General features: G+C 64.9%; 10 protein-coding genes. 7 read left to right on the plus strand and 3 right to left on the minus strand.

Annotated features, from left to right (window positions below; genetic code table 11):
- Positions 1–201: 201 nt before the first annotated feature.
- Complete coding sequence (locus AL072_RS16780) at positions 202–3,522, plus strand: maltotransferase domain-containing protein (RefSeq protein ID WP_052710111.1); 3,321 nt, start codon at positions 202–204, stop codon at positions 3,520–3,522.
- Positions 3,523–3,601: 79 nt separating this feature from the next.
- On the opposite strand, the gene AL072_RS33540 is transcribed toward AL072_RS16780, so the two are convergent.
- From AL072_RS33540 to AL072_RS16790, 3 genes are all read right to left on the minus strand, one after another.
- A complete protein-coding gene (locus AL072_RS33540; RefSeq protein ID WP_245636807.1) occupies positions 3,602–3,823 on the minus strand; it encodes a hypothetical protein in 222 nt (73 codons plus the stop codon).
- Positions 3,824–4,101: 278 nt separating this feature from the next.
- Entirely contained in the window at positions 4,102–5,019 is a 918-nt protein-coding gene (locus tag AL072_RS16785) for an alpha/beta hydrolase (RefSeq protein WP_245636808.1), read from the minus strand.
- Between the two features lie 64 nt (positions 5,020–5,083).
- Positions 5,084–6,082, minus strand: coding sequence for an ABC transporter ATP-binding protein (locus tag AL072_RS16790; protein WP_045583103.1), 999 nt, complete (start codon positions 6,080–6,082; stop codon positions 5,084–5,086).
- Between the two features lie 189 nt (positions 6,083–6,271).
- Here AL072_RS16790 and AL072_RS16795 point away from each other — a divergent pair, with 189 nt between their 5' ends.
- The 6 genes from AL072_RS16795 (at position 6,272) to AL072_RS16815 (ending at position 12,616) form a co-directional block, all read left to right on the plus strand.
- Positions 6,272–6,451: a zinc-finger domain-containing protein gene (locus AL072_RS16795; protein ID WP_425388590.1), complete on the plus strand. Its 180-nt coding sequence runs from the start codon at positions 6,272–6,274 to the stop codon at positions 6,449–6,451.
- Positions 6,452–6,909: 458 nt separating this feature from the next.
- Positions 6,910–8,967 (plus strand): sensor domain-containing protein, encoded by a 2,058-nt coding sequence (locus AL072_RS16800; RefSeq protein ID WP_045583101.1) that lies wholly within the window; start codon positions 6,910–6,912, stop codon positions 8,965–8,967.
- Positions 8,968–9,257: 290 nt separating this feature from the next.
- The gene (locus tag AL072_RS34375) at positions 9,258–9,728 is read left to right on the plus strand and encodes a hypothetical protein (RefSeq protein ID WP_144428270.1); all 471 of its coding nucleotides are present in this window, start codon (positions 9,258–9,260) and stop codon (positions 9,726–9,728) included.
- Positions 9,729–9,936: 208 nt separating this feature from the next.
- Positions 9,937–11,556: an EAL domain-containing protein gene (locus AL072_RS16810; RefSeq protein WP_045583099.1), complete on the plus strand. Its 1,620-nt coding sequence runs from the start codon at positions 9,937–9,939 to the stop codon at positions 11,554–11,556.
- Positions 11,557–11,710: 154 nt separating this feature from the next.
- A complete protein-coding gene (locus AL072_RS33545; RefSeq protein ID WP_082109077.1) occupies positions 11,711–12,022 on the plus strand; it encodes a hypothetical protein in 312 nt (103 codons plus the stop codon).
- A gap of 135 nt (positions 12,023–12,157) precedes the next feature.
- On the plus strand, positions 12,158–12,616 hold the full coding sequence (locus AL072_RS16815) for a hypothetical protein (RefSeq protein WP_245636809.1): 459 nt from the start codon (positions 12,158–12,160) through the stop codon (positions 12,614–12,616).
- Positions 12,617–12,891: the final 275 nt, after the last annotated feature.

The following is a 12,891-nucleotide window of genomic DNA, read 5'->3' on the forward strand; positions in this document are numbered from 1 at the left end:
GATTGCCGCCCGCCACACGAGGTGGGCGGAACCTTCGCCTCCCCGCCGGGTTGACCGGCGGGGGCTTGGTGCCAACCTTACCGGTCGTGGCGCGTACCCAGGACGGGCACCCGGGGAAAAGGTGCCGATCCCGCTTCGTCGATCCGACAACGGCGACGGGTGGGCTGTCAACGAAGAAGCAGGGCCAAGGAAGGGGGTTCCATGAGCATCGTCGGACCGCGCATCTATAACCTGTTTCCGACGCTGGTCGGACCGGTCCGCGATTGGGCCGGGCACCTGCCGCGGATCCAGGGGATGGGATTCGACTGGATTTTCCTGAACCCGATCCACCAGCCCGGATTTTCCGGCAGCCTCTATGCGGTGAAAGATCCCTACCGCCTGCACGACGCCCTGCGCGGCGGCGCGCAGGAGAGCGACGACGAACTGCTCCGCCGCTTCATCGCCGAGGCCGGCGCGCACGGACAGTCGGTGATGATGGATCTGGTCATCAACCACACCTCCCGCGACGCGCTGCTGGTCGACCGGCATCCCGACTGGTACAGGCGCGGCCCCGACGGCGACCTGCATCGCCCCGGCGCCGTCGATCCCAACAACACCGACAACGTCACGGTCTGGGGCGACCTCGCGTCGCTGGACTATGACAGGACGGAGTCGCGTGCCGGCCTGATCAGCTATTGGAGCGACTATCTGCGCCATTACATCGGTCTGGGCGTGAAGGGGTTCCGCTGCGATGCCGCCTATCAGGTGCCCGCGGAGGTTTGGAAGAGCCTGATCGAAGCCGCCCATGCGGTGAACCCGGAGGTGAAGTTCTTCGCCGAGACGCTGGGCTGCACGGTGGAGCAGGTGCGCGAGCTGTGCGGCGCCGGCTTCGACTTCCTGTTCAACAGCGCCAAATGGTGGGACTTCAAGGCCGACTGGTTGCTGGACCAATATGAGGAGTTCCGCTGGATCGCGCCGTCCATTGCCTTCCCCGAGAGCCACGACACCGACCGTCTGGCGGCTGAGGTCGGCAGCCAGGATGCCGTCCGCCTCGCCGCCCAGATGAAGATGCATTACCTGTTCGCCGCCAGCTTCTCGACCGGCGTGATGATGCCGGTCGGCTTTGAATACGGCTTCACCCGCAAGCTGGACGTGGTGAACACCAGTCCCGCCGACTGGGAGCAGCAGAAGCTCGACCTCACCGGCTTCATCGGCGCGGTCAACGCCATGAAGGCCGCCACTCCCGCCTTGAACGTAGAGGGGCCGCAGCGCCGCGTGACCTCGCCCCACGGGCCGGTGCTGGGTCTGATCCGGCAGGTGGATGGCGCTGCGCTCGACCAGCCCGACGGCTGTGCCATCCTGCTGCTGAACCCGGACGAGAACCGGCCGCATACGCTTGATGTCGGTCCGGTGCTGGCCGCCACCGGCGGCACCTACGAGGCGTTCGAGGACGTAACGCCGGAGGCCGAGGCGCTGCTGATGGAACCCGGCACGCCGATGATGCTGCGCCCGATGGAACTGCGCGTCTTCCGCGCCCGTGCCGCCAGGAGCCACGCGATCGAACTGCATGACGTGGAGGAGCGGGACTGGATGGACTCCATTGCCGCCGGCCGCATGACCATCGAGGCCGTCTATCCCGAACTGGACGGTGGCCGCTTCGCCATCAAGCGCGCGGTCGGCGACGTGATGGAGGTGTGGGCCGACATCTACACCGACGGCACCTTCGTGCTTGCCGCATCGGTCATGTACAAGGCGGACGGCGACGAGGAGTGGAGCGAGGCGCCGATGCGCCTGTTCGAGAACGACCGCTGGGTCGGTCGCGTGCCGCTGACCCGCAACGCCCGCTATACCTACAGCATCGAGGCGTGGCGCGACGTGTGGGAAAGCTGGCGCGCCGACTTCAAGAAGAAGGTCGATGCCGGACTGATCGTCGATCTGGAACTGGTGGAGGGCCGCCGCTTCGTCGAGCAGGCGCTGGACCTGAACCATGGTGACGGCCGCGCTGCGCTGGAGGCGGTGATCGAGCGGATGCAGTCGCTCACCGGCCGTGAGGCCATCGACTACGCCCTGTCGGACGAGCCGCGCCGCGTCATGGCCCGCTATGGCGAGCGGCAGTACAAGTCCCGCTATGTCCGCGAACTGGAGGTCTATGTCGACCGAACCGCCGGCGCGTATTCGGCATGGTTCGAGATCTTCCCGCGTTCGGCCTCGCCCGACCCGTTGCGCCCCGGCACCTTCGACGACGTGGTGACCCTGCTGCCGATGGTCCGCGACATGGGCTTCGACGTGCTCTATTTCCCGCCGATCCATCCCATCGGCCGGGCCTTCCGCAAGGGCAGGAACAACACGCTCAATCCCGGGCCGGACGATCCCGGCGTGCCCTATGCCATCGGTGCCGAGGAGGGCGGGCACGATGCCATCGACCCGATGATCGGCGATTTCGACAGCTTCCGCCGGCTGGTGCGCGAGGCCGGTCGTCACGGCATCGAGATCGCGCTGGATTTCGCCGTCCAATGCTCTCCCGACCATCCCTGGGTCAAGGAACATCCGCACTGGTTCTACTGGCGTCCCGACGGCACAATCCGCTATGCGGAGAATCCGCCGAAGAAGTACCAGGACATCGTCAATGTCAGCTTCTACCGCCAGTCCTATCCGGACCTGTGGTACGCGCTGCGCGACGTGGTTCTGATGTGGTGCAAGGAGGGTGTGCGCATCTTCCGCGTCGACAACCCGCACACCAAGCCCTTCCCCTTCTGGGAATGGATGATCCGCGAGGTGCAGGACCGCTATCCCGACGCGCTGTTCCTGGCCGAGGCCTTCACCCGGCCGAAGCTGATGAAGCGGCTGGCCAAGGTCGGCTTCACCCAGTCCTACAGCTACTTCACCTGGCGCACCACTAAGCCCGAACTGACCGAGTATCTGACCGAGCTGACCCAGGGCGAATCGCGGGAGTACATGCGCCCGAACTTCTTCGCCAACACGCCCGACATCCTGCCGCCGATCCTGACCCACGGCGGCCGGCCGGCGCACATGATGCGGGCGGTGCTGGCGGCGACGCTGGCCGGTGTCTATGGACTCTACGGCCCCTACCTGCTGAGCGAGGCGGAAGCCTATCCTGGCAAGGAGGAATACAACCACTCTGAGAAATACGAGGTCCGGCACTGGGATTGGAACAAGCCCGGCAACATCCGCGACTACGTCACCGCCATCAACCGCATCCGCCGCGAGAATCCGGCGCTGCACCAGTTCACCAACCTGCGTTTCTACAACGCCTATGACGACAACATTCTGCTCTACGGTAAGATGACGGCGGCCAAGGACAACGTGATCCTGATCGCAGTTAACCTCGATCCCCACAACGGCCATGGCGGGACCATCGAGGTGCCGCTGTGGGAACTGGGCTTGTCCGACGGGGCTCATGTCCAGGTCGAGGATCTGTTCAGCGGCCACCGCTTCACCTGGATCGGCAAGTTCCAGCATGTCTGGCTGGATCCCAACCGCAATCCTGCCGCCATCTGGCGGGTCGTTCCGCCCGGGGGGTGAGTGCTTCAGGCCGGCACAAACCTCCACAAACACGAAACGGCCCCGCAGGGCCGTTTCACCGTTTCCTTCGCGCAGGCGTTCAGCGCCGGCGGATCATCGTCACACCGCCGACGGTCTTGTCGAGGAAGGCGATCATGGTGTCCTGCTTCGGACCGACGGAGGATGCGGCGAAGGCCATCCACCAGCGGGCCATCGGCGTCGACCAGCCATAGCGGTCGGCGATCAACTGTACGTCGGCGGATTGGCTGCCGGAGATATGGACTGGGATGGACGGGGTACCCTGGGGTTCTACGCTGTGCATGGTTCCTCCCATCGGGGACGTTCGGTGTCCGCTTATGCGGTACCTTAGCCCTCAACCGCCGGGAGTGGCAGAGTGGCTTTGGTCTTAAGGGGTATTATACCTTTGGCTGCAAAGGACCGATCGCCTTGCTGCGCCTTTCAGGTAGGCGCAACCGATAACCATCGGTCCGCCAAGGCCTTACGCACGCCCGGCTTCGGCAATGGACAGCAAGGACAACGGTACGCACATTCAACCACAATCGAAGGGGCGACACCGTGCCGCAGCCTGCTCCTGAAGGCTCACTTGGCGGCAAGCAGCGCACGCGGGGCGCGGTCGGCGCCGCTGGCCAGCGGGATTTTCGGGTTGTCGATCCAGGCGACGATGTCATTGACGACCAGCCGGCCCTTCAGGTCGCGCAGCAGCATATGGTAGCCGTCGGGATAGACCGCGACGACGTGTCTCCCGCCGGCTTCGAAATCCTTCAGGGCGCGTTCGACCGGCCGCGGCGGCAAAACTTCTTCATGCGCGCCGTAGAGGACCAGCGACGGCGTTTGCAGATGCTGGCAGGCGTCGAGTGCTGCGCCCATCAGGTCGGTCAGCCCCTCCAACGCATCGACGCGCGACCCCTTGATGACCATGGGATCGCGGCCCAGCGCACGCAGCATCTCAATGTTGTCCGATGGATGGATGTCCAGATCGCGCGGCGGATGCACCACCATGCCCGGCACCAGATTGTAGGTCAGCCACAGCGCGGCGCGCGGGAAGAAGCCCATCGCCTGCCGGCCCCACACGGCGGGAGCGACCAGGATTGTCCCGGTGACCTCGGGCGGGTTGGGGGAAGTCATCGCAGTCAGCACCACGGCTCCGCCCATGCTTTCACCCATGAGATAGACCGGCACGCCGGGATGGCGGCGGCGCACCATATCCACCGCCGTGCGGGCATCGCTGACCAGCGTCGGCGTGCCGGCCCAGACGCCGCGCTCGCGGGTGGCGCCGAACCCCCGCTGGTCATAGGCATAGGTAGCGATGCCCTGTGTTGCGAAATCGCGGCCGGCACCGTCGAAGGCGTTGGAATAGTCGTTGAAGCCATGCAGGGCGACCACCGCCGCCCGCACCTTGCCGTCCGCCGGCAGCCAAGAACGCATCGGCAGCTCGAAGCCATCGGCGGCGATCAGCACGCGGTCGTTCAACTCCGGCTGGACGACGGCCGTTCCCATCGGTTGGAAATCAGCGGCACAGCCGCCAAGCAGAAGCCCCAACCCCAGAACAGCCGCCAATCCACTATGCCGCATGGATTACCCCTGTGTTGCCGTGCGCACCACCCGTCAGTTGAAGGAAGATATCCTCAAGATCCGACTCTTCGGTCGTGACATCGATGATCCCGATGCCCGACGCGGCAAGTGCCGACAGGATGGTTCCGGCTCGCTGGCGGCTGGGCTGGTAGCGGACGACCAGCCGCCGCGGCTCCGGCAGCTCCACCGTGTAGCCGTCGAGCGAGGCGGGAACCGCGAGCAGGTCGCGCTCCAGCGTCAGGCACAGCGCCTTGTTGTCCACCCGGCGCAGCAGGGTCGTCTTCGGTTCGCACGCCACCACCTCGCCATGGTTGATGATGGCGATGGTGTCGCACAACTCCTCCGCTTCCTGGAGATAGTGGGTGGTCAGCAGCACGGTGGTGCCCGACTTGTTCAGCGTGCGCACATAATCCCAGAGCTGGCGGCGCAGCTCCACATCGACGCCGGCGGTCGGCTCGTCCAGGATTAGCACCGGGGGGGTGTGGACCATCGCCTTCGCCACCATCAGCCGGCGCTTCATGCCGCCCGACAGCGACCGTGCGTGGGCATCGGCCTTGTCGGCGAGGCCGACAGCGTCCAGCAACTCGTCCGTCCGCCGCTCCCTCTTCGGCACGCCGTAGAGGCCGGCCTGGAGCTCAAGCATTTCGCGTGGGGTGAAGAAGGGATCCATGTTCAGCTCTTGCGGCACCACGCCGATCGAGGCGCGGGCGCGGCGCGGATGCTCCGACACCTCGTGACCCCAGATGCTGGCGGTGCCGCCGGTCTTGTTCACCAGCCCGGCGAGGATGTTGATCATCGTCGACTTGCCGGCGCCATTGGGGCCGAGCAGGCCGAACAGCGAGCCGCGCGGGATGGCGAGGTCGATGCCCTTCAGCGCCTGCTTCGGCCCGGCCTTGCCGGTCGGCTGGTAGATCTTGGTCAGACCGCGCAGTTCGACCGCGTTGGCCGGGAGCGAGACGGGCGTGGGGGTATCGGTGGGCGCGGCCATTGATCCTGAACCATTTTGATTGCGGTTGGTGAAAAAGCCCCGGGATCCGGTGGTTTCCCCCGTTGATCCGCGGCGCGCGATCGGTATCATCCGGCCCGCGCGCGCGGCACCCCCGACGGGGGTCCGGACATGCGGGCGCGTCCACGATGGCGTGAACCGGCGCGCCTGTCAAAACAGAGGATGACTGCCATGCAGCCGACCGAGACGATCCTAGTAGAAACCTCGACCGTCGGGTGCGACGGCGGCGGCGGTGCGCTGGGCCATCCGCTGGTCTACCTGACGCTGGAGCGCGGCGGGAAGGTCGAATGTCCCTATTGTTCGCGCGTCTACCAGTTGAAGGAAGGCGCCAAGGTCTCCCACGGCCACTGACGGGTATCGCTGGCCTTGCCGGCCGGCCGGCTTTTATGCCCGGCAGGCCGGTCGGGGCATGATCTGCCCAACGGCTGTGCGCCTCTGAGTAAAAATCAATCATTTATGCAGGAATAAATGCCGGGAAACGCCGCGCCCGTTTCCTGTCTTCGGTCCCGCACTTCGGGCGAAGTCTTACAATTTTTCAACAATGCGGGATGGAAGTCTCCTTATCAATCAGAGACTTGCCCAGTCATTGCACCGAATCTGTTTCTCATGGGACAGAATGGGTTACCTTTTTGTTATATTTTCGATTCGTCCTATGTCACAGTATCGGCGATGTCGCTTGACGGGCCTCATCGAACCGGCGTCTACTTTGCCGCATTGCGGAAGGGTGGAAGTTCCACAATCGTTGTTTGAGTCGAACGCTTATGTTGTTTCCAGACGGTTCGGAATTGGCGTCGGATGAGGCGCGCATTATGAGTCATGACACCGAAGAGCAGTATCGCAGCATCTTCGAAAATGCCGTCGAGGGCATTTACCAGACCACCGTCGATGGACGTTACTTGCGGGTCAATCCCGCCTTGGCGGACATTTACGGCTACGCCTCTCCTGCCGACCTGATCGCCAATCTCACTGACATCGCCTGCCAGTTGTATGTCGATCCAGGCAAGCGCGAGGCCTTTGCCGACCTGATGGCCCGCCAGGACCGCGTCCATAGTTTCGAGGCGAGGGTCTTCCGCCGCGACGGCTCCATCATCTGGATTTCGGAAAGCGCGCGCTGTGTGCGCGATTCGTCGGGCCGAATCCGCTATTACGAAGGCACTGTCCAGGACATCACCGAACGCAAGCAGCACGAGGAGAAGATCCGGCTGTTGGCCACCGTGTTCGACAGCGTCGCCGACGGCATCCTGATCGTCGATCCCGAACTGACCGTCCAGGCGATCAATCCCGCCTACGAGATCATGACCGGCTTCCAGCGCGAGGAGCTTCTGAGGCATCCGCTGGTCCTGTTCGCCCCGGGCTCGCACGAGCGTGACTTCATCGACGCGATCTGGACCACTGCGCGGCAGTCCGGCCGCTGGCAGGGCGAGGTCACCAGCTTCCGCCATTCCGGCGATGCCTTCGCCGCCGCCCTTTCGGTCACGTCCGTCCGCGCGCCGAACGGCGTGCTGGAACATTACGTCCTAACCATCGCCGACATCAGCCAACGCAAGTCGCAGGAACACCAGATCCGCTACCAGGCCAGCTTCGACCGGCTGACCGACCTACCCAACCGCTGGCTGGTCTGCGAGCGGCTGGAGGAGGCCATCGCCCGGGCGCAGCGCAACCACAGCAAGGTGGCCGTCGCCTTCCTCGACCTCAACCGGTTCAAGCAGGTCAACGACACGCTGGGCCACCATGCCGGAGACGAGTTGCTGAAGCTGGTGGCGCGCCGGCTGCGCAACTGCACCCGCATGACCGACACCGTGGGCCGGTTGGGCGGGGACGAGTTCCTGATAGTCGCCCCCGACGCCGCCGACCGCTCCGCCGGTGCCCGGCTGGTCGAGAAGGTGCTCTATTCGATGGACGAGCCCTTCGGTGTCCACAACCAGGAGCTATTCTGCGGGGCGTCGATCGGCATCGCCTTCTACCCCGACGATGGCGACACGGCGGACCAACTGCTGCGCAACGCCGACCTCGCGATGTACCACGCCAAACGCAACCCGGAACACAAATACGTCTTCTATGACGGCGGGATGCGCGAACGGTCGGGCTTCACCCTTGGGCTGGAAAGCGACCTGCGGCGCGCGAGCGGCGGCGGCGAATTCGAATTGCATTTCCAGCCGAAGATCGACCTTGCCGGTAACCGCACCATCGGGGCGGAGGCGCTGATCCGCTGGCGTCATCCGGTCCGTGGCATGGTCAGCCCGGCCGAGTTCATCCCGCTGGCCGAGGAAACCGGCCTGATCTGGGAAATCGGCGCCTGGACCCTCGTGGAATCGTGCCGGCGTCTGGCGGACTGGATCCAACGCGACCTGCCGATCCCGTCGGTGTCGGTCAACCTGTCGCCGCGCCAGTTCCAGGACGCCCGCCTCGTCGGCTTCGTCCGCAGCGTGGTTGAATCCGCAGGTATCCCGGCCGGCCGGCTCGAACTGGAACTGACCGAAGGCGCCATGATCGGCGACATCGAGAAGGCGGTGACCATCCTTAACGGGCTGAAGGACATCGGCGTCCGGCTGTCCATCGACGATTTCGGCACCGGCTATTCCTCGCTCGCCTATCTGAAGCGGTTTCCCATCGACACGCTTAAGATCGACCGCAGCTTCGTCCGCGACATCGTCAAGTCCACCACCGATCCGGCGATCGTCGGCACCATCGTCAACCTCGCGGAAAGTCTGGGTTTCGATACCATCGCCGAGGGAGTGGAGACGCAGGAGCAGGCGGACATGCTGCGTCAGCAGCGCTGCACCCGCATCCAGGGCTTCCTGATCAGCCGGCCGCTGCCGGTCGACCAGTTCGAAGCATTCCTGCGCAACAGCGTGGTGGTAGCCTGACAGCGCCAGCCAGACGCTATGAGGCCTGACCATGACCGTTGCCCATGGCCACAGGTCGCCAACGAGATTCAGCGCTCGATGGTGGCCGAATTGGTGCGTAGGTCCCGACTGCCGAAGGCGACGGTAATCCGGCTGGTCCAGCGCTGGTCCTCCAAGGCCATCTGGAGGATCTCGGCGAGGCGGAGGGCTATAAGGTCACCGCCCGGGTCCGCAACCTTTACTGCGCCCTGGTGGGGCGGATCCCCATCGCCCAAATGGCGCAACCTCTGCTCGACGAGTAGAGGGCTCGGGTGAAATGGCTATCGGAATTCTTTCTTGCTGCGGGCCGCTTCGTCGTCATCGAGGTGTTCGAACCGCTCCGCCGCCCCGATCAAGCTGAACTTGTTCGAAAACCGACGCTCCCCGATGCTCGCCTCCGTCACCGGCCTCGCCGACCTGACGGCCTTACCCAAGGCCGAGGCTGCCCGCGTCATCCGCGACTCGGTTCCCGACGGCTCCGTACCGCATACGGTGGAGGCACGCTTGCCCTGGTCGCGGCAACGCACGACTGCGGTTACACCGTTTGGGAATATCCGGCCCTGGCGCCGGGCCTGCGCATTGCCTCGATCCCCGTGCGGATCGGCGGCAGGCCGGTGGGTGGGCTATCGCTGGTGTATTTCCGCGATCTGGTTCCGCCGGACTTGCTGAACGGTTTCCTGCTGCCGGAAATGCAGGCGGTAGCCTTGCTAATCGGTGCCGTCCTGGACGACAGCTGGTTTTGAAGCTCCGCTCCGAGACACGGTGTGGCACCTCTTCCGGCAGCGTTCCCCAACCTCGTCGCGTTACGAATGCCGCCAACCACGAAATTTCGTTAGTGGTAGCAATTCCTTTACGTTTAGGCTGCGAATCTTTAGTAGACGTATTATTGCGCCACGAGTGAGATGGTGCGTCGGTTCTCCTCCGTCCATCAGCGATTCATGTCGAGGCTCCATGACATCGGACGTCGCGCGCTTCCTCGGTTTCGCGTTTGCCAACGCCGACGTGTTGATCGAGGTCGATGCGCGGGGGATCATCGGCTTTGCCGCCGGGGCCTTGCAGAATCTCCTGGGCATTACCGACGCGGAATTGATCGGGCAGCCGGTCGACCGGATCATCGCCGCCTGCGACCGCGGGCTGACACGGCGCCTCTTACGGACAGCAGGATCCAACCGGCGGCTGGAACCGCGCGTCATTTCATTGAACGGCGGCGTTCAGGCCACTCTGTCGGGCTATCGGCTCGGCCGCTCGCCCAACGTGCAACTGACGCTGACCCGGCTTGACAACCAAGCCGGTGGCGAGGGTCAACCGGCGCGCGACGCGGAAACCGGGTTGCTCGATGCCGACGCCTTCCAGGCGCAACTGGGAGAGCGGTTCGGCGTCGATGTCGGCAACGCGCCGCCGAAGCTGACGCTGATCAAGATTCCCAACTTCGGCGAGGTCAAGTCGCGACTGGGGCCGGAGCTGACCCTGCGCTTGCTGGGGGAGGTCGGGGCGCTTCTGCGCATCCACGCCGCCGACGACACGCTGGCCACCCGGCTGGGCGAGGACCGCTTCGGGCTGGTCCATGGCAGCGATGTCTCCCCTACCGAGCTGGCTTCCGAGATCTCGATGACCGGAGCCGGCCTGTCGCGGGATGGCCAGCCGCTGGATACGGAGAACCTGACGCTCGATATGGCCGCTCCCGGGCTCAGCCGGGAAGATGCCGGCCGGGTGCTGATGTTCACGGTGAAGAACTTCGCCGAGCAGCCCTCCGGGTTCGACATCTCGACCATGCATGATGCGGTGAAGCTGCTGGTCGATCAGACGGTGACGCGGGTGACCAGCCTGCGCTCTACCCTGACCGACGACCGGCTGAAGCTGCAATTCCAGCCCATCGTCTCGCTTGCGACCCGTGGCCTTCATCATTACGAAGCCCTGGCCCGCTTCCCCAACGGCGCTCCGGGACCGACGATCGCCTTCGCCGAGGAGGTCGGCATGGTCCATGACGTCGACCTGCTGGTCTGCGAGAAGACGCTGGAGGTTCTTGCCGCCGACCCCGCCTTGCACATTGCCGTGAATATGTCCGCGGCCTCTCTGGGCAGCGACATCTTCGTCGTCGCCTTCCAGCGGCTGGTCGGCCGCAATCCGGCCTTGCGATCCCGCCTGCTGGTTGAGGTGACGGAATCGACCGGCCTCACCGACCTGCCGCGCGCGGCCCGTATCCTGGAGGAGCTACGACGTGTCGGCCACCGCATCTGCCTGGACGATTTCGGTGCCGGTGCCGCCTCCTTTCCCTACATCCAGGCGCTGCCGGTCGATTTCGTAAAGATCGACGGCAGTTATGTCAGGCGGTTAGGTGGCAGTCCGCGCGACGATGCTATCCTGCGCGCCATGGTCGGTCTGTGCCGGGAAATCCGCGTCCAGGTCATCGCCGAGATGGTGGAGACGCCCGACCAGGCCTCCCAACTCAACGCTTGGGGATTCGAACTGGCGCAGGGCTACCATTTCGGCCGTCCGGCCGACCGCCCTGCCTACCGTCCGCCCAATCTGTTCACCCCGGTGCCGGGAATAGGGTCGAGAGGGCGGTCATGACCCCTTCTACCGAAGTCGTAGGACGAAATCTTTTGTGAATGGGTGGAATGAAAGCGCGAACGGCTGCGTTCATCCGGTCATAGGGGAAACGAACGCTCCCCGACACCAGGAGGACGCCGGAATGACTGGCCGCTTTGGATTTGGATTGAAAGCCGTGGTTCTGGGCGCTCTGGTCGCCGGATCGATGCTGGGTGCCACCGCCGGCACCGCCGCCGCGCATGACGACTGGCGCGGGCGTGGAAACCATGGCCGCGACTGGCATGGTCCGGGCCGTGGTGGTCCGGAATGGCGCGGTTGGGACCGTCCGCGCCCCCACCACCGCCATTGGCGAGAGCGCGATGTGTATTACGCCCCGCCACCCGTTATTTATGCGCCGCCGCCGCGCGTGATCTACGCACCGCCGCCGGTGGTGTACGCCCCGCGGCCGGTGGTTCCGGGATTCGGCCTCAGCGTCAATATCCGTTGAGCCTCTCCGGCAGTCGTTTCGATTGGAGCAAAGGGTCGCCGCAAAGGACGGCTTCCGGTGGGGGGCGCTCCGCATTATGGTGCGCCCCGTTTGGAAAGCCGCCCCACCGGGGCGAAGCAGCCAGGGAGACGGTCTTTGCGGGTTCTTAGTGTGTGCGCCGCGGTGGCGGGCAGCCTGGTGATTGCCACGGGATCCGTCCAGGCGGCCGAGCCGCGTCTGATGGCGGCGCTGGGCAACACGGTGCTGACGGTGACCGACATTGGCCCGAAGCATACCCAGGTGTCGGTGGACGAGACTCCGGTGTTCGATGACAAGGAGAGCGACATGCTGTCCTTCGTCGGGGCCTATTCGATGAAGGATCGCTGGGTCGCGCTGTTCCAGTCCGACACCGGTGCCAAGGACTGCCCGACCCGCTTTCGCATCGTCGAAGTCGGCGGGACGAAGCCCCTGGTCTCCTATCCCTTCGGCTCCTGCAGCGACGCCGCCCAGGTGACCATCGACGGCGATACCCTTACCGTCTCGATGCCGGTGCCGGCCGGTGGCGGTGACGCCGCCTGGACCTACAGCAAGGGGCGCATCGCCCGCTCTCGGTGAGGGGGCGGATGTGGGCTCGGGGATTTGCACCCTGCCCTTATCCCAGCCGAGCCGCCGTGTTAGGAAGGGAAGGGCGGTCCTTTCCTGTCACGAGGGTTTGCGGATGTCGTGGTCTATGCGTTTCCTTGGCGATTCGCCGGCACTTCCCCGATCATGCTGCGGCGAATGGAACAGTGGAACGGCGGCCCGGAGCTGTTTCACCCGGTTTCAAACGTTCCATTCGCCTCTACCGGCAGCCCCTCGATTGACGGACGCGGGCTCAGCTTTTAAGGTCC

Origin of the sequence: Azospirillum thiophilum, from assembly GCF_001305595.1 — a bacterium.
GTDB classification, from domain to species: domain Bacteria; phylum Pseudomonadota; class Alphaproteobacteria; order Azospirillales; family Azospirillaceae; genus Azospirillum; species Azospirillum thiophilum.

Excerpts from the sequence above, each read along its gene's own strand:
- AL072_RS16790 (WP_045583103.1), bottom strand. The coding sequence starts at position 6,082 with ATGGCCGCGCCCACCGATACCCCCACGCCCGTCTCGCTCCCGGCCAAC.
- AL072_RS16810 (WP_045583099.1), top strand. The coding sequence starts at position 9,937 with ATGACATCGGACGTCGCGCGCTTCCTCGGTTTCGCGTTTGCCAACGCC.
- AL072_RS16780 (WP_052710111.1), top strand. The coding sequence starts at position 202 with ATGAGCATCGTCGGACCGCGCATCTATAACCTGTTTCCGACGCTGGTC.
- AL072_RS16795 (WP_425388590.1), top strand. The coding sequence starts at position 6,272 with ATGCAGCCGACCGAGACGATCCTAGTAGAAACCTCGACCGTCGGGTGC.
- AL072_RS16785 (WP_245636808.1), bottom strand. The coding sequence starts at position 5,019 with ATGGGAACGGCCGTCGTCCAGCCGGAGTTGAACGACCGCGTGCTGATC.
- AL072_RS33540 (WP_245636807.1), bottom strand. The coding sequence starts at position 3,823 with ATGCACAGCGTAGAACCCCAGGGTACCCCGTCCATCCCAGTCCATATC.
- AL072_RS16800 (WP_045583101.1), top strand. The coding sequence starts at position 6,910 with ATGAGTCATGACACCGAAGAGCAGTATCGCAGCATCTTCGAAAATGCC.